This window comes from Streptomyces sp. NPDC127098, from assembly GCF_042722465.1.
Classification (GTDB): Bacteria; Actinomycetota; Actinomycetes; order Streptomycetales; family Streptomycetaceae; genus Streptomyces; species Streptomyces millisiae.
In genome coordinates this window covers 1-15,246 of record NZ_JBHXFJ010000065.1, presented here as the reverse complement: position 1 = coordinate 15,246, position 15,246 = coordinate 1, and the positions used below count along the sequence as shown (strand labels likewise).

The 15,246-nt window shown below is 74.9% G+C and carries 16 protein-coding genes; 5 read left to right on the top strand and 11 right to left on the bottom strand.

Annotated features, from left to right (window positions below; translation table 11 throughout):
• Nucleotide 1: 1 nt before the first annotated feature.
• Nucleotides 2-1,237 (bottom strand): sensor histidine kinase, encoded by a 1,236-nt coding sequence (locus ACFWI8_RS29690; protein ID WP_387097865.1) that lies wholly within the window; start codon nt 1,235-1,237, stop codon nt 2-4.
• 87 nt (nt 1,238-1,324) lie between these two features.
• On the opposite strand from ACFWI8_RS29690, the gene ACFWI8_RS29685 reads away from it, so the two are divergent.
• A complete protein-coding gene (locus tag ACFWI8_RS29685) occupies nt 1,325-2,242 on the top strand; it encodes an ABC transporter ATP-binding protein (protein WP_387097862.1) in 918 nt (305 codons plus the stop codon).
• The gene (locus tag ACFWI8_RS29680; RefSeq protein WP_387097859.1) at nt 2,239-2,991 is read left to right on the top strand and encodes an ABC transporter permease; all 753 of its coding nucleotides are present in this window, start codon (nt 2,239-2,241) and stop codon (nt 2,989-2,991) included. Before ACFWI8_RS29685 ends, ACFWI8_RS29680 begins: the two co-directional genes overlap by 4 nt.
• Nucleotides 2,992-3,769: 778 nt before the next feature.
• Here ACFWI8_RS29680 and ACFWI8_RS29675 read toward each other — a convergent pair.
• The 5 genes from ACFWI8_RS29675 to ACFWI8_RS29655 form a co-directional block, all read right to left on the bottom strand.
• Nucleotides 3,770-3,955 (bottom strand): DUF3618 domain-containing protein, encoded by a 186-nt coding sequence (locus tag ACFWI8_RS29675; RefSeq protein WP_387097856.1) that lies wholly within the window; start codon nt 3,953-3,955, stop codon nt 3,770-3,772.
• On the bottom strand, nt 3,913-4,362 hold the full coding sequence (locus tag ACFWI8_RS29670; protein ID WP_387097853.1) for a phage holin family protein: 450 nt from the start codon (nt 4,360-4,362) through the stop codon (nt 3,913-3,915). Before ACFWI8_RS29670 ends, ACFWI8_RS29675 begins: the two co-directional genes overlap by 43 nt.
• Before the next feature lie 71 nt (nt 4,363-4,433).
• A complete protein-coding gene (locus ACFWI8_RS29665; protein ID WP_387097850.1) occupies nt 4,434-4,985 on the bottom strand; it encodes a gamma carbonic anhydrase family protein in 552 nt (183 codons plus the stop codon).
• A 321-nt stretch (nt 4,986-5,306) separates the two neighbouring features.
• Nucleotides 5,307-6,572: an Ig-like domain-containing protein gene (locus ACFWI8_RS29660; protein ID WP_387097847.1), complete on the bottom strand. Its 1,266-nt coding sequence runs from the start codon at nt 6,570-6,572 to the stop codon at nt 5,307-5,309.
• 160 nt (nt 6,573-6,732) lie between these two features.
• A complete protein-coding gene (locus tag ACFWI8_RS29655; protein WP_387097844.1) occupies nt 6,733-7,065 on the bottom strand; it encodes a hypothetical protein in 333 nt (110 codons plus the stop codon).
• A 119-nt stretch (nt 7,066-7,184) separates the two neighbouring features.
• Here ACFWI8_RS29655 and ACFWI8_RS29650 point away from each other — a divergent pair, with 119 nt between their 5' ends.
• Nucleotides 7,185-7,358 carry a hypothetical protein gene (locus ACFWI8_RS29650; RefSeq protein ID WP_387097841.1) on the top strand — a complete coding sequence of 58 codons (174 nt, stop codon included), beginning with the start codon at nt 7,185-7,187 and terminating at the stop codon, nt 7,356-7,358.
• A gap of 13 nt (nt 7,359-7,371) precedes the next feature.
• Here the strand turns inward: ACFWI8_RS29650 and hutH are convergent, their stop codons facing one another.
• The 5 genes from hutH to ACFWI8_RS29625 form a co-directional block, all read right to left on the bottom strand.
• A complete protein-coding gene (hutH, locus tag ACFWI8_RS29645; protein WP_387097839.1) occupies nt 7,372-8,949 on the bottom strand; it encodes a histidine ammonia-lyase in 1,578 nt (525 codons plus the stop codon).
• 11 nt (nt 8,950-8,960) lie between these two features.
• Entirely contained in the window at nt 8,961-10,124 is a 1,164-nt protein-coding gene (locus ACFWI8_RS29640; protein WP_387097836.1) for a diguanylate cyclase domain-containing protein, read from the bottom strand.
• Between the two features lie 50 nt (nt 10,125-10,174).
• On the bottom strand, nt 10,175-10,996 hold the full coding sequence (locus ACFWI8_RS29635) for an enoyl-CoA hydratase/isomerase family protein (RefSeq protein WP_387097833.1): 822 nt from the start codon (nt 10,994-10,996) through the stop codon (nt 10,175-10,177).
• Nucleotides 10,997-11,028: 32 nt separating this feature from the next.
• Nucleotides 11,029-12,132 (bottom strand): adenylate/guanylate cyclase domain-containing protein, encoded by a 1,104-nt coding sequence (locus ACFWI8_RS29630; RefSeq protein WP_387097830.1) that lies wholly within the window; start codon nt 12,130-12,132, stop codon nt 11,029-11,031.
• 77 nt (nt 12,133-12,209) lie between these two features.
• Complete coding sequence (locus ACFWI8_RS29625; protein ID WP_387097827.1) at nt 12,210-13,067, bottom strand: biotin--[acetyl-CoA-carboxylase] ligase; 858 nt, start codon at nt 13,065-13,067, stop codon at nt 12,210-12,212.
• A 115-nt stretch (nt 13,068-13,182) separates the two neighbouring features.
• Between ACFWI8_RS29625 and ACFWI8_RS29620 the strand changes: the two genes are divergently transcribed.
• Nucleotides 13,183-14,778, top strand: a complete 1,596-nt coding sequence (locus ACFWI8_RS29620) for an acyl-CoA carboxylase subunit beta (protein WP_387097824.1) — start codon at nt 13,183-13,185, stop codon at nt 14,776-14,778.
• A gap of 11 nt (nt 14,779-14,789) precedes the next feature.
• Nucleotides 14,790-15,038, top strand: coding sequence for an acyl-CoA carboxylase epsilon subunit (locus ACFWI8_RS29615; RefSeq protein ID WP_387097821.1), 249 nt, complete (start codon nt 14,790-14,792; stop codon nt 15,036-15,038).
• Nucleotides 15,039-15,246 lie beyond the last annotated feature (208 nt).

Below are 15,246 nucleotides of genomic sequence, written 5' to 3'. Positions count from 1 at the left end.
CTCAGCGCACCCCGACCAGCATCCCGGCGGCCGGCACCGCCAGCATCACCACGGCGGTCACGGTGCCGAGCGCCAGGCCGCGGGCGACGCCGACGGCGCCGGGCTCCGGCACCTCGGCGGCCTCGACGGCCTCGACGGCCTCGACGGCCTCGGCCGGGACCATCGCGACCAGCCGGAAGCCGTCCTCGCCGTGCCGGTGGTCGAGGAAGCCGCCGGCCGCGCCGACCCGCTCGGCCAGGCCCGCCAGGCCGTGGCCGCCGGACGGCGCCGGGGGCGCGGCGGGGGCGGCCAGCGGATTGACGACGGTGAGCAGCAGCGCGTCGGACTCCCAGTCGAGCGCCACGGTGACCGGCCGGCCCGGCGCGTGCCTGGCCGCGTTGGTCAGCCCCTCCTCGACCACCCGGTGGGCCGCTCCCCAGCCCGCCGCACCCAGCGGCAGCTCGGCGCCGCGCTCCCGCAGCGTCACCGGCACGCCGGCCGCGCGGCAGCCGGCGACCAGGCTGCGGATCCCCGCGAGGCGGTGCTCCGGCGGCCGCGGCCCGGCGTCGGTGCCCCGCAGCGCGCCGACCAGGTCGTGTAGTTCGGTCAGCGCGCCGCGCGCCGCCTCGGCGAGCTGCCGGGTGGTCGCGCGCTGGGCCGGCGGCAGCTCGGCCACCTCCAGGGCCGCCGCCTGCACGGAGACCAGCGAGAGCCGGTGGCCCAGCGAGTCGTGCATGTCCCGGGCGATGCGCAACCGCTCCCGCAGCCGTTCCCGTTCGGCCAGGAACTCCCGCTCCCGCAGCAGCCGCCGGTTCCGCTCGTCGAGGGCGCGCAGCAGCCTGTGGTGCTGGGCGAGATAGCGACCGAGCAGCAACGGCAGGGCCACGAAGATCAGTTGACCGGAGACCAGCCGCGATAGGACGTCCGTCCTGACGGGGACGGCCAGGAGCTGGACGGCGATACCGCCGAGCACCGCGCCCGCGACGACGGCCGCGTCGGCCCGGCCGCGCAGCGCGCGCCCCGCCAGGTAGGAGGACCACAGCAGCAGCGCGTGGCCCGCGCCGGTGAGCGAGGCGGCGCACTGCGCCGCGGCGAACCCGGCCAGCGGGCGGCGCCGGCACAGCGCCGCCACCGCGAGGGCGGCGACCGCGTAGCCGGCGAGCGGCCAGGGCGAGGACCCGCGATCGCGCAGCACGGCCGCCAGGATCGCGGTGTCCGCCAGCGACACGGCGGCGAGGGCGATCAGGCGGCGGACCATGCGAGCCAGCGTAAGGGCGGGCACCGGCCCGAAGGTGTCCACTTTGGAGGACAGTTCGGCGCCGGCGCCGTCCCTAGCGTGGGCCGGGTGATCGACGTACACGAGCTGAGCAGGTCCTTCGGGGACACGGTGGCCGTTGACCGGCTCACCTGCACGGTGCGGCCCGGCCTGGTGACCGGGTTCCTCGGCCCCAACGGCGCCGGCAAGTCCACCACGCTGCGCATGATCCTGGGCCTTGAGCGCCCGACCGCGGGCGAGGCGCTGATCGCCGGCGTCCCGTACCGGGAGCTCGACCGGCCGCTGCGCCGCGTCGGGGCGTTGCTGTCGGCCGGCGACGTACACCGGGGGCGGCGCGCGGTCGACCATCTGCGCTGGCTGGCGCGCGCCGGCGGCATACCGGAGGCCCGGGTCGGGCGGGTGCTGGCACTGACGGGCCTCACCCCCGTGGCCCGGCGGCGGGCCGGCGGCTTCTCGCTCGGCATGGGTCAACGGCTCGGCATCGCGGCCGCGTTGCTCGGTGACCCGGAGGTGCTGGTGCTCGACGAGCCGGTCAACGGGCTCGATCCGGAGGGCGTGGTGTGGTTGCGGACGCTGCTGCGGGAGCTGGCGGCCGAGGGGCGGACGGTGCTGCTGGCCAGCCATCTGATGAGCGAGATGGCGCTGACGGCCGACCGGCTGCTCGTGATCGGTCGGGGGCGGCTGCTGGCCGACGCCTCGGTACCGGAGTTCGTGGCGGCCAACGGCGGCACCCGGGTGGCCGTCCGCACCCCGGACCCCGAAGCGCTGCGGCGCGCGGTGGTACGGGAGGGGGCACGGGTCGAGGGCCCGGACGCGACGGGTGCGCTGCTGGTGTCCGGCATGCCGGCGGCGCGAGTGGGCGAGGTGGCCGCCGCCGGCGGGATCACGCTCCACGAGGTCGGGGAGCGCGCGGTCTCCCTGGAGGAGGCCTACTTCCGGCTCACCGGTGAGGCGGACGCCGTCGCGTACCGGGGCGGTGCGCGATGAGGCGGCTGGTCGCGGCCGAATGGCTGAAGCTGTGGACAGTGCGGGCCACGGGGTGGACGCTGGGCGGAACGGTGGCGGTCGCCACCGGCTTCGGCGCGCTGATCGGCACCAGCTTCCGCGACCACGCCAGGTCCGACGCGGCCCCGCACTTCGCGGGCTCCTACGGGCTGATGCTGGCGCAGCTCTGTCTCGTGGTCTTCGCGGTGCGGGCGATGGGCGACGAGTACACCTCGGGCACGATCCGGGCCTCGCTGCTCGCCGCGCCGCGCCGCGGTGGCTTCTACGCGGCCAAGGTGGTGGCCACGGCGCTGGCGGTCGCGGTGGTCGCCGCGCTCTCGGTGGCCGGCTCGTTCCTCGCGGCGCAGGCGACGATGGGCGAGGCCGGGGTGGCGCCCTGGTCGGCGGGGGCGCCACGCGCGCTGCTCGGCGGCTGGCTCTACCTGATGCTGATGGCACTGCTCGCGCTGGGCGTGACGAGCGTGGTGCGCCGGTCGGCGGCGGCGCTCGGGGTGCTGTTGCCGCTGCTGCTGCTTGGCTCGCAGGGCCTGGCGAACATCCCGCGGGTCGGCACCGTGCTGCAGTTCCTGCCCGACCAGGCGGCCGGCCTGCTGCTCGGCATGGCCGGACCGCCCGACGACCCGACCTTCGCCCGGGCCTACGGCCCGTGGACCGGAATGGCGATCACGGCCTGCTGGGCCGCTGCCGCACTGGCCGCCGGCTGGTGGACACTTCGCCGCCGCGCGGTATGACGACCGGCGATCCACCGGCTCCGCCTTCGGCCCGCGGCCGGCCAGGCCACGACCGCGCGGCGCGCCCCGCCTCCGACGGAGCGGCGCCGGCCGCCGAAGGGTGCGCCCTTCGGCCTGCGGCAAGCCGGGTGACGGCCCGCGCAACGAGCCAGGACTCGCCTCCACCCCATGGCCGAGCCACCAAGGCGCGCGAGCCGACCCGACTCCGACGGAGCGGCGCCGGCCGCCGAGAGGCGCCTTGGGCCTGCGGCCGGGCGGGTGACAGTCCCCGCAACGAGGCCGGCTCCGGGCCAAGGACGCGGGCCGCAGCGCGCGCGTGGACGCGCGCCGGGGCGGTCGCGACCGGCGCGGAGCCGGCCCGCCTCCGGCCGGAGGGCCCTTCGGCCTGCGGCCGGCCAGGCGTCCTGCTGGGCCCAGGCGGCGGATCCGCACGATCCACAGGAGGCCGCGCGGCCCCGCGCGAGCCGGGTCCCGCGCCAGCGGGCGCGGTGGACACCGCACGACCCACCTTCCGGCGGAGCGCCCTTCGGCCTGCGGCCAGCCGGGCGGCGGCCCCGCAGCAAGCCATGGCTCGCCTCGGCACGCGGCGGACGGCGGGGCGGCCGGGCTCCGCGCCGAGGGCGCGGCCGGCCTCGCGCGCCAGCACGGATCGCGCCGCGCGGCCGGCGCAAGCCGGACCGGCGGCCGTACCGCCAAGCGGCATGCGGCCACAGCGAGGCGGCCCCGGCGCCCGGCGCGAGCCGTGACGGGCGCGCCAGCGCGGATCGGGCGGCCGGCGTCAGCCGGCGGACCGGCGGGAGCCCCGCGCGCGTTTGACCAGCTTGGCCAGCGGCCGGGGGCGCCTGGCGCGGGCCGTGACGCGGTCGGCCAGTCGGTCCAGGTCCTCCGTCAGCCGGGCCCTGGTCTCCTCGATCTCCCTCGCTATGCGCTCGGGTGAGTCCGATGAGTGGGATGACGAGCCCATTCCGCGTCCTCCTTCAGCGTGTCGACGGTGCGGCGCGGCGTCATCGAGCCGCGCCGCAGGTCAGCCCTGCCCTTCAGGAACAGCAGGGCGCCGAGCAGCAGCCAGGCGCCGGCGACGATGAGCGCGGCCCAGGTGCTCCACAGCACCGCCGTCAGCGCGAACATGGCGCCCAGCGAGCCGAAGACCGCCACCATGACGCCCGCGAACGCGGCGCCGCCGAACATGCCGCCGGCCCGGCCGGCGCGGGTGGCCTCCTGCCGCATCTCGGCCTTGGCCAGTTCCATCTCCTGGCGGACCAGGGTCCGCGCGTCCATCGTCAGGTCGGCCACCAGCTCGCCGAACGTGGCGTCGTGGTCCGCGGTCCGGTCCCGCGCCCGCTGCCGCGTCCTCCGCGAGGTCAACGACATGGCACCTCCACCTCCTCAGAGTCGGGAAGCCGGAGCCGAGTGCCCCGTCGCCGCCGCCTCAAACGCGGGGGTCACGCCAGCGGGGTGGCCTCCTTGGCGTGGCGCCGGGCGTAGGCGCGGTAGTGGTCGGCGTTGGCGCGGATCCGGGCGACGTCCTCCTCGGTGAGCTGGCGCCGCACCTTGCCGGGGACGCCGGCGACGAGGGAGCCGGGCGGGATCTCGGTGCCTTCGAGCAGCACCGCGCCGGCGGCGATCAGGGAGCCGCGGCCGACGCGGACGCCGTTGAGGAGGACGGAGCCCATGCCGACCAGCACGTCGTCCTCGACGACGGCGCCGTGCACCACGGCCCGGTGGCCGACGGAGACGCCGGCGCCGAGGATCGCGGGAAAGCCGGGGTCGGCGTGGACGACGGTGCCGTCCTGGAGGTTGCTGCCGGGGCCGATCTCGATGCGCTCGGTATCGGCACGGACCACCGTGCCGTACCAGACGCTGGACTCCTCGGCGAGGTGGACGTCCCCCACGACGGTCGCGCCCGGCGCCACCCAGGCGCCGGGCGCGAGGACCGGGGTGCGGCCTTCGAGGGCGATCAGCCGCGGTCCTCGCGGGTCCGGGGGATACGTCATGGGGGCACTCCTCGGGTCGACGGGCCGGTGGCGGCCCAGTCTCCCCGGGGAGTGCCCGCCGGGAAAAGGGAGCGGGGGGTGGCGGCGCCGAGGTCCTGTCCGGTCGATCTTTTCGGATCAGGCCGCGGCGTCAGACGCGGTGCTCCCCCAGCTAACGCTGGGAGGTGCCCCCAGTCGCTTCGCTCAAGGCGCCGGATCGCAGCTCATACTTGGCCGTATTCGCGCGATTCGGCAACGCAGCGAGGTGCCGTGTTTGGGGGCACCTCCCAGGCCGCCAGGCCTGGGGGAGTCGCGGCCCCGGAAAGATCGGCCGGACACGGCCTACAGCGCGCTGCCGGCCTGCCACTCGGTCCAGTCCATGTTCCAGCCGTTGAGCCCGTTGTCCGGGGCCATCTCCACGTCGGGGGAGTTCACCACGACGATCACGTCGCCGAGCATCGACTCGTCGAAGAACCAGGCGGCGTCGGTGGTGTCGTCGTCGGCGCCCTGCTCGTCGTTGAGGCCGATGCAGCCGTGGCTGGTGTTGGTGGAGCCGAAGACGCCGTCGGACGCCCAGTAGTTGCCGTGCACGAAGGTGCCGGAGGTGGACAGGCGCATGGCGTGCGGCACGTCGGGGATGTCGTACTCGCCCTCGCCGTCGTCGTCCGTGAAGCCGACGGTCGCCCCGTTCATCCGGGTCTCCTCGTGCTTCTCGGAGATCACCATCTGGCCGTTGTAGGTCGGGGTCTCCTCGCTGCCGGCGGATATCGGCAGGGTGCGCAGCACCTCGCCGTCCCGCACGACCTGCATCTGCTTGCTCTCGACGTCGACCGTGCTGATCTGGGAGCGGCCGACGGTGAAGCTGAAGGTGCGGTCCTGGACGCCGGTGACGCCGTCGGCGCCCTCGACGCCGTCCCAGTCGAGGTTGACGGTGACCTCGGTGTTGGCCTGCCAGTAGTCCTCGGGGCGGAAGTCGAGCCGGGTGTCGTTGAACCAGTGGCCGACGACCTCCTGGCCGCTGCTCGTGGTGATCTCGACGGCGGCCTCGACCTCGGCCCGGTTGGTGATCGGCTTGTCGAAGTTGAGCGAGACCGGCATCCCGACGCCCACCGTGGAGCCGTCCTCCGGGGTGAAGTAGCCGATGAAGCTGTTCTCCGGGGCGACGGTGGTGAAGGTGCGGGTCTCGTGCGCCGCGCGGCCCTCGCTGTCGCTGGCCTGGACGTCGATCTGGTACTGGGTGGCCCGCTCCAGCTGCGCGTCCGGCAGCCAGGTGGTCTGGTCGGCGGATATGGTGCCGGTGACCTCGGTGCCGGACTCGGTGGCCGTCATGGTCACCGAGTCGAGCGTGCCGTCCTCGACCGAGACCTGGACGTCGTCGTTGATGCCGACGTTGTCCGCGGCGTCGTCCGGGGTGATGGATATCACCGCGGCCGACGTGTTCGCGTCCTCCGCGGCCCGGTCCGCGTCCTCCTGACCCGAGCCGCCGCTCGCCGCCGCCGACTCGTCAGGCGAGTCATCGCCGCCGCCGCTGCACGCCGTGAGTGTCAGTACTCCGGTGAGCAGCGCAGCCGCCACCCCCAGGCTCTTGCGCCGCATGCCGTCCCTCATCAGTAGCTTCTCCGTCCGCTGCCGCGGTCCCCAGAGAGGACACATGGGATGTGACGTGCCATGGCGGCAGCGCGTTCCACTGTAAGTGAATCTGTGCCGTGAACCACACGGTCGAGTGACGGTCCTTCGGGGGACGTCCGGGTCAGGTCGCGGCGGGACCTTAGTCCTCGTCGTCCTCCCCGTACTCGTCCTCGCCGTCCCAGGGCTCGTCCGGGTCGTACTCGGCCAACTCGCTGCTCCAGGACGCCTGGGAGAGCACGACGCCCGGCACCTCGGCGACCAGGTCGAGCGGGTCGACGAGGTAGGCGACGGCCTCCGCCTCGTCCCGCGAGACGGCCTGGGCCGCCAGGTCGCGCTCCTCGCGCGGCATCAGCTCGTCGCCCTCGATCCGGGCCCAGGCGGCCCTGATCAGCTCGTCCCGCTCGCTGATCTCCAGCACCAGTTCCACGCGGACCCGGACGTGGCGGGGCTCGTCGGTCATGTCATCAGTCATGTCCCGGAGGGTAAAGGGCCACGGCGCGACCTCTTCCCCACGACCCGCACCCGTGCGTAACATCGCTCACCACGACGCCTGACCCCCAGCCCACACCAGCACCACCACCGGAGGGCGCCATGAACGGCAACGCAAGCAGCAACCGCCGCCCCTTCGTCTACGCCCTGGTCGCCACCTGCGCGCTTGGCCTCGGCTGGTTGCTCCCCTCGGCCTACGGGGAGGACGGGGAGGCCGGCGGCGCGGTGGTCCCACCGGTCGAGCAGCAGCTCGACCAGGGCCAGCAGGACCAGTAGCCGGCCCCCACGCTCACGCCAGCGGCCCGGTCACGGACTCGGCCGCCGCCACCAGGCCCCCGCTCCGCACGAACTCCTCGGCCGCCGCCAGGTCGGGCGCCAGGAAGCGGTCCTCGCCCGCGCCCGCCACCCCGGCCGCCCGCGCCGCCGCGAGCACCGCGCGCCCGGCCGGCCCCGGCAGCAGGCCGCGCTCGGCCAGCGGGGCGCGGAGTTCCAGCGCCCGGGTCGCGGCGCACAGCTCGACGGCGACGACCCGGGTGAGCCCTTCGAGCGCGGTGCGCAGCTTGCGCGCCGCCGACCAGCCCATCGAGACGTGGTCCTCCTGCATCGCCGAGGACGGGATGGAGTCGACCGAGGCCGGGGCCGCCAGCCGCTTCAACTCGCTGACCAGCGCCGCCTGCGTGTACTGGGCGATCATCAGGCCCGAGTCGACCCCGGGGTCCGCGGCCAGGAAGGGCGGCAGGCCGTGCGAGCGGTTGCGGTCGAGCAGCCGGTCGGTGCGCCGCTCGGCGATGGAGGCCAGGTCGGCGACGGCGATGGCCAGGAAGTCGAGCACGTAGCCGAGGGGCGCGCCGTGGAAGTTGCCGTTGGACTCGACGCGGTCGCCGATCACCACCGGGTTGTCGACGGCCGCGGCCAGCTCCCGTTCCGCGACGGCCATGGCGTGCGCCAGGGTGTCCCGGCCGGCGCCGGCCACCTGGGGGGCGCAGCGCACCGAGTAGGCGTCCTGCACCCGGGGGGCCTCGTCCTGGTGGTGCCCGGTGAGCCCGGAGCCGGCGAGCACCCGCAGCATGTTGTCGGCGCTCGCGGCCTGCCCCGGGTGCGGGCGCACGGCCTGGAGCTCGGGGGCCAGCACCCGGTCGGTGCCGAGCAGCGCCTCCAGGGTGAGCGCGGCGGTGACGTCGGCGGCGGTGAGGAGCCTGGCCAGGTCCGCGCCGGCGAGCAGCAGCATGCCCAGCATCCCGTCGGTGCCGTTGAGCAGCGCAAGACCCTCCTTCTCGCGCAGCTCGACGGGGTCGATGCCGTGCCGCGCCAGCAGCTCGCCGGCGGGCGCGAGCACGCCGTCGGGCCCTTCGGCCTCGCCCTCGCCGAGCAGCGTGAGCGCGCAGTGGGCGAGCGGCGCGAGGTCTCCCGAGCAGCCGAGCGAGCCGTGCTCGTGGACGACCGGGGTGATGCCGGCGTTGAGCAGGGCGGCCATGGTCTCGGCCACCTCGGGGCGCACCCCGGTGTGCCCGGAGGCGACGGTCCTCAGCCGCAGGAACATCAGGGCGCGCACCACCTCGCGCTCCACCCGGGGGCCCATGCCGGCGGCGTGCGAGCGCACGATGTTGCGCTGCAGCCGGGCGCGCAGGTCGGCGTCGATGTGCCGCACGGCGAGCGCCCCGAAGCCGGTGGAGACGCCGTAGACCGGCTCGGGGCGGGCGGCGAGGTCGTCCACGACCCGGCGGGCGGCGGCCATCGCGGCCCTGGCCGACTCGGTGAGCTCGACCCGGGCGCCGTGCCGCGCGACGGCGACGACGTCGGCCGGCGTGGTGCCGGAGGTGGAGAGCGGGACGGGCGCGACCCCGCCTGGTCCGGTGTGCATACTCATATTCACTAAGCCTATGGAGTGAATCGATTGTCGTCATCGGCCGGGGGCCCCGGGACCGGCCGGGCCCGGAACGCCCGGCGTTCGGGCCCCTCGGGTGCCGGCACGTCCGCCATCGCCACCACCACGTCGTGCGCCCCGCCGCGCCCCGCCACCACCGGCACCGGGGAGCGCGCCGCCTTCGCCCGGTACTGCGCCGCGTCGGCCAGCCGGAACAGCCATCGCGCCGACCGCAGCGGCCCGATGGCCTCGCCGGTGGTCGCGATCCCGCAGGCCACCCCCTCGCCCAGCTCGAGATCGGCCGCCCGCCGGCACACCTCCCCCGCCGCCCGCTCCACCGTGGCCGCGTCCACGCCCACCGCCAGCAGGCAGAACTCGTCCCCGCCGAGCCGGGCGGCCAACGCCCCCGGCAGGGCCGCGCCACAGCGCGACAGCACCGAGCCGAACCGTTCGAGCAGCCGGTCCCCCGTGGCGTGCCCGAAGGTGTCGTTGACCTTCTTCAGGCCGTTCACGTCGCAGACCACCAGGCTCACCACCTCGCCCGTCGCCCGGTGCCGCTCCAGCGCCTCGTCCAGGCGTATCTCCACCGCCCTGCGGTTGGCGAGCCCGGTCAGCGGGTCGGTGAACGCCAGCCGCCGCGCCTCGGCGAGCCGCTCGTACTGCACGAGGCCGGCCGCCACCACGGACGCCAGCACCGAGGCGAAGTCCGCGTCCTCGCGCTCGAAGGGCGCGGCGCCCGGGCCGCGCGCCACGTACAGCTCCCCCCACGCCCGCCCGTGCAGCACGATCGGCGCCACCACGCAGCAGCCGCGCCCGCGCCGCCGCAGCACCGCCACCCGCCTGCTGCCGCGCGGCCCGGCCGCCGTCTCCACCCACGCCCGCGGCTCGGCGCCGCGCGTCCACCGCTCGTGCAGGAACTCGGTGATCTCCGGGAAGTCGTGCACCGGATACGACTCGTCCTCCGGGTACGGCTCCTCGCCGGGCGCCAGCTCCCCCGTGTTGACCAGCACCCGCAGCCGGCCGCGCTCCCGCTCCCAGGCCGACAGCGCGGCGAAGGCGCCACCCAGCGCCCGCCGCGCCCCCTCGGCGGCGGCGTGCGCGACCTCCGGCAGCGCCTGCGCCGCGGCCATCCGCTGCGCCAGCTCCACCACGGCACGCAGCCGGCTGTCCTCACCCATAAGCCCAGGCTATGGGCGTACGCCCGGCTTCGGGTCGTTACGCTAGCCCTTCACTCGCCTGGCCAGTCCGGGGTGCGCTTCTCGTTGAACGCCGCCACCCCCTCCTTGCGGTCCGGCGAGAACGCCACCGTGCGCCAGGCCGCGTCCTCCACCTCGAGGCCCGAGCGCAGGTCGAGGCCGAAGCCGGTGCGCAGCGCCCGCTTGGCGGCCCGCAGCCCCACCGGGGAGTTGGCCGCCATGGTGCCGGCCAGCGCCAGCGCCTCCTCCCTGGCCCGACCGTCCTCGGTCAGCACGTCGACCAGGCCGAGCTCCCGCGCCTCCCCCGCCGCGACACGGCGACCCGTGAAGATCAGCTCGGCCGCCCTGGCCGAGCCCACCCGGCGCGGCAGCAGCTGGGTGCCGCCGCCGCCCGGGATGACGCCGACGGTCACCTCGGGCAGGCCCACCACCGCCGTCGGGTCGGCGACGATCAGGTCGCAGGAGAGCGCCAGCTCGAAGCCACCGCCGAGCGCGAAGCCCCGCACCGCCGCGATGGCCGGCACCGGCAGGTCGAGCACCGCCGTGAACGCCCCGCGCAGCACCGTGCGGTGCCGGCCGAACTCCGCGTCGGAGAGGCCGTTGCGCTCCTTGAGGTCGGCGCCGACGCAGAACGCCCGGTCGTGCGTGGACGTCAGTACCACGGCCCGCACCCGCCGGTCGGTCGACAGGTCGGCGCAGGCCGCCGTGAGCCGCCACGCCAGCTCGGTGGAGAGCGCGTTCATCGCCGCCGCCCGGTCGAGCACCAACTCCCCGACGTGCGCCGCCTCGTCGATCACCACCGACACCCACTCGCCGTACCGCTGGGTCACCGTTCGCTCGCTCAGCTCACTCATGGCCGGCATTATCGGCCCCAGCTCGGCGCGCGTCAGCCGGTCTCGCCCCGGCGGGTCAGCAGCCAGGGCTCGATGATGCCGAGCCCGCGCACCGGGCGCTGGTAGAGCGGCTGGAGGGCGAAGCGGTAGCCGGCCGCGCGGCCGTCGGCGGAGTCGGCGGCCTTCTCCGAGTGCGGGGCGAGGCCGGCCGCCGTCAGCTCCTCCCGCATCACGCCGTCCACCAGGACCATGTCCTTGGGCGCTATCGACGTCAGCCGGCTCGCCAGGTTCACCGTGTTGCCGAAGACGTCGCCCATCCGCGTCGTCACCGTGCCGAACGCGATGCCGACCCGCAACTCGGGCATCATCGGGTCGTCGCCCAGCGTCTCCACGAGCCGCACCCCGATGTCCGCCGCCACGCCCGGGTCGTCGGCCGCGAACAGCACCTCGTCGCCGAGCGTCTTGATCAACCGCCCGCCCTGGGCCGCGATCTGGTCGGCCGCCGTGGTCTCGAACGCCTCGACCAGCTCGCCGAGCTGCTCCTCCTCGAGACGCCGGGTCAGCCGGGTGAAGCCCACCAGGTCGGCGAAGCCGATCGCCAGCCTGCGGTCCACCATCTCCGTGTCGTCCTGGGCCTGGACCACCCGGCCGGTGGCCGCGGCCAGCTGCCGCCGCCACACGTAGACCAGGAACTCCTGGAGCTCCGGCAGCAGCAGCTCGACCAGCGGGTAGGCCACGTCCGTCCTGGTCATGCCCGGCTCGGGCGGCTCGGTGAGCCGCTCGAGGAAGGAGTCGATCTGCCAGTCCGCCAGCCGGGCCGTGGTCTGCCCGGTGGACCTCGCCACCTGGACCGCCATCGACTCGCTCAGCAGGCCGGCCTCCACCAGACCCGCGAGGCGCCGCAGCGCCAGCACGTCGGCCTCGGTCAACGCCCGCGCCTGGCCCACGTCGGGGAAGCCCATCGCGCGCCAGAACCTGGACGCCAGGTCGAGCGAGACCCCGGCGGCCCTGGCCGCCTGGAACGGGGTGTACTGCCGCTCGGCACCGATGATCAACGCCTCCACGCGCAGCGCGACGTTCTGGGCCTCGTCCTCCGCCGGGTCGCCGCCGGCGGCGGTGGCCTCGGGCCTGCCCGGATCAGCCTCGGACACGGTCACCGCCCTCGCCCACGCCGCGCCTGTCGAGCCCTTCGCGCGTTCTCACGGCCCCAACCCTACGGCAGGTGTGCCCTATGTCACGTCGCACGGAGGTGGATGATGTCAGCGGCCGCCACCGGCTGGCGAGATCCGGCCGACTCGATGACGAGACGGCCGTCGCCGTCCAGCGCCACCGCCTCGCCGCGCAGCTCACCGCCGCCCGGCAGCTCGGCGCGCACCGTGCGGCCGAGCGTCGCGCAGCCGGCCGCGTAGGCGGCGTCGAGGCCACTGGCCGCCGGGTCGCCGGCGGCGTCGACCCAGCGCCGGTACCAGTCGGCGAGCGAGCGCAGCACCGCGCGCAGCAGCGGGTCCCGGTCGGTGGTGACGGCGTTCGCCAGCAGCAGCGAGCCGGCGGTCGGCACCGGCAGTTCGTCGGCGCGCAGCGAGACGTTGAGGCCGAGGCCGAGCACCACGGCGCCGTCGTCGCCGGTGACCCGCTCGGCGAGGATCCCGCCCAGCTTGCGCTCCTCGCCGCCCACCGACACCAGCAGGTCGTTGGGCCACTTCAACGCCGTGTCCACGCCGCCCACCCGGGACAGCGCGGTCGCCGCCGCCACCCCGGCGAGCAGCGGCAGCCAGGTCAGCCGGTGCGCGGGCACCCCGGCCCGCTCCGGGTCGAGCAACACGGAGAAGAACAGGCCGGATCGTGCCGGTGCGCTCCAGCTGCGGCCGAGCCGGCCGCGGCCCCGGGTCTGCTCCTCGGCGACCAGCACGCTGCCGGGCGCCGCCCGGCCGGCGCTCGCCGCCGCGGCCAGGTCGGCGTTGGTCGATCCGGTGCTCTCGGTCACGTCGATCCTGGTCCACACGCCGTCCGGCCAGATCAGGGCGGTGCGCAGCGGCGAGACACGCAACGGCGGCCGGTCCAGGTCGGACCAGCGGCTGGGCTGGGGAGTCATGCGGACCAATCTAAGGGAGCGGCCCCCGGCGGGGGCGGCTGCCAGGGAGGCGCCCGCGCGACGCGCCGGCGCGCCGTTACCCTACGGATCGGTAGCCATCCGAGGACGAGGAGCCATGCCGGTGCCCGAGGACATCCAGACCACGGCCGGGAAGATCGCCGACCTCAGGCGCCGAGCGGCGGAGGCCGTCAACGCCGGCTCGGCGCGTGCCGTGGAGAAGCAGCACGCGAAGGGCAAGCTGACCGCCCGGGAGCGGATCGAACTCCTGCTCGACGAAGGGTCGTTCGTCGAGCTCGACGAGTTCGCCAGACACCGCTCGACCAACTTCGGCATCGAGCACAACCGCCCCTACGGCGACGGCGTGGTCACCGGCTACGGCACCGTGGACGGCCGTCAGATCTGCGTCTACTCGCAGGACTTCACGGTCTTCGGCGGCTCGCTCGGCGAGGTGTACGGCGAGAAGATCGTCAAGGTGATGGACTTCGCGCTGCGCACCGGCTGCCCGATCGTCGGCATCAACGACGGCGGCGGCGCCCGGATCCAGGAGGGGGTGGTGGCGCTCGGCCTCTTCGCGGAGATCTTCCGGCGCAACGTGCACGCCTCGGGCGTGGTGCCGCAGATCTCGCTGATCGTCGGCCCCTGCGCGGGCGGCGCCGTCTACTCCCCCGCGATCACCGACTTCACCGTGATGGTCGACAAGACCTCGCACATGTTCATCACCGGGCCCGACGTGATCAGGACGGTCACCGGCGAGGACGTGGGCTTCGAGGAGTTGGGCGGCGCCCGCACCCACAACACCCGCTCCGGCGTCGCCCACCACATGGCGGGGGACGAGAAGGACGCCGTCGAGTACGTCAAGGCGCTGCTCTCCTACCTGCCGTCCAACAACCTCTCCGAGCCGCCCGTCTACGAGCAGCGGTACACCGACGAGGAGTTGGCCACCACCGTCGAGGACCGCGAGCTCGACGCGCTGATCCCGGACTCCGACAACCAGCCCTACGACATGCACCAGGCGATCGAACACGTCCTGGACGACGGGGAGTTCCTGGAGACCCAGGCGATGTTCGCGCCCAACGTGATCACCGGTTTCGGCCGGGTGGAGGGCGCCCCGGTCGGCATCGTCGCCAACCAGCCGCTGCAGTACGCCGGTTGCCTCGACATCCACGCCTCCGAGAAGGCCGCGCGCTTCGTGCGCACCTGCGACGCGTTCAACCTGCCGGTGCTGACCTTCGTCGACGTGCCGGGCTTCCTGCCCGGCACCGACCAGGAGTACAACGGCATCATCAGGCGCGGCGCCAAGCTGATCTTCGCCTACGCCGAGGCCACCGTGCCGCTGGTCACGGTGATCACCCGCAAGGCGTTCGGCGGCGCCTACGACGTGATGGGCTCCAAGCACCTGGGCGCCGACCTCAACCTGGCCTGGCCCACCGCCCAGATCGCCGTGATGGGCGCCCAGGGCGCCGTCAACATCCTGCACCGGCGCGCGCTGGCGGAGCTTGGTTCGGAGGAGGAGCGCGAGGAGACCAGGGCCCGGCTCACCGCCGAGTACGAGGCGGCGCTCCTCAACCCCTACGCGGCGGCCGAACGCGGCTACGTGGACGCGGTGATCGAGCCGTCCGAGACCCGCCGGCACATCGTCCGCGGGCTGCGGGCGCTGCGCACCAAGCGGGCCCAGCTGCCGCCCAAGAAGCACGGCAACATCCCACTGTGAGAGGTGAGTCGATGTCCGAGGCACGGGAGCACGCGCCGGAGCGCATCAGGGTGGTGCGGGGCAACCCGACGCCCGAGGAACTGGCCGCCGCGGTGGCCGTGATGCGGGCGCGGGTCGCCGCGGCCGCGGCGTCCGCCGAGGCGGACGCGGATCCGGGGCCGCCGCCGGCCTCGGCCTGGTCGCACCCGGCCCGCACCGTCCCGCGCCGCCTGCCGGCCCCCGGGCCCGGCGCGTGGCGGGCCAGCTTCTGGCCCGGCTGAGGGCCGGATCTGAGTACGGGTACTCAGGCGCCCGCCGGACCTGGCTGCCACCCTTGGCCCATGCTCTGGTCGGATCTGCACCAACCGCCGGGCGGCGGCGACCCGGAGGTGGCCCCCCCCCCCGGCCCCGTGCAATTCCCCGGAAAAAGGGGGTGGGCGGGGAAACCGGCGGCAGCGGGGGGGCCTAAGGGGTGCCATGGGGGGTAGC

What these genes read in the sequence shown, in the direction of transcription:
- ACFWI8_RS29670 (WP_387097853.1), bottom strand. Translation starts at nt 4,362, where the DNA reads ATGTCGTTGACCTCGCGGAGGACGCGGCAGCGGGCGCGGGACCGGACC.
- ACFWI8_RS29680 (WP_387097859.1), top strand. Translation starts at nt 2,239, where the DNA reads ATGAGGCGGCTGGTCGCGGCCGAATGGCTGAAGCTGTGGACAGTGCGG.
- ACFWI8_RS29655 (WP_387097844.1), bottom strand. Translation starts at nt 7,065, where the DNA reads ATGACTGATGACATGACCGACGAGCCCCGCCACGTCCGGGTCCGCGTG.
- ACFWI8_RS29675 (WP_387097856.1), bottom strand. Translation starts at nt 3,955, where the DNA reads ATGGGCTCGTCATCCCACTCATCGGACTCACCCGAGCGCATAGCGAGG.
- ACFWI8_RS29640 (WP_387097836.1), bottom strand. Translation starts at nt 10,124, where the DNA reads ATGGGTGAGGACAGCCGGCTGCGTGCCGTGGTGGAGCTGGCGCAGCGG.
- ACFWI8_RS29620 (WP_387097824.1), top strand. Translation starts at nt 13,183, where the DNA reads ATGCCGGTGCCCGAGGACATCCAGACCACGGCCGGGAAGATCGCCGAC.
- ACFWI8_RS29615 (WP_387097821.1), top strand. Translation starts at nt 14,790, where the DNA reads ATGTCCGAGGCACGGGAGCACGCGCCGGAGCGCATCAGGGTGGTGCGG.
- ACFWI8_RS29625 (WP_387097827.1), bottom strand. Translation starts at nt 13,067, where the DNA reads ATGACTCCCCAGCCCAGCCGCTGGTCCGACCTGGACCGGCCGCCGTTG.
- ACFWI8_RS29690 (WP_387097865.1), bottom strand. Translation starts at nt 1,237, where the DNA reads ATGGTCCGCCGCCTGATCGCCCTCGCCGCCGTGTCGCTGGCGGACACC.
- ACFWI8_RS29635 (WP_387097833.1), bottom strand. Translation starts at nt 10,996, where the DNA reads ATGAGTGAGCTGAGCGAGCGAACGGTGACCCAGCGGTACGGCGAGTGG.
- ACFWI8_RS29665 (WP_387097850.1), bottom strand. Translation starts at nt 4,985, where the DNA reads ATGACGTATCCCCCGGACCCGCGAGGACCGCGGCTGATCGCCCTCGAA.
- hutH (WP_387097839.1), bottom strand. Translation starts at nt 8,949, where the DNA reads ATGAGTATGCACACCGGACCAGGCGGGGTCGCGCCCGTCCCGCTCTCC.
- ACFWI8_RS29660 (WP_387097847.1), bottom strand. Translation starts at nt 6,572, where the DNA reads ATGAGGGACGGCATGCGGCGCAAGAGCCTGGGGGTGGCGGCTGCGCTG.
- ACFWI8_RS29650 (WP_387097841.1), top strand. Translation starts at nt 7,185, where the DNA reads ATGAACGGCAACGCAAGCAGCAACCGCCGCCCCTTCGTCTACGCCCTG.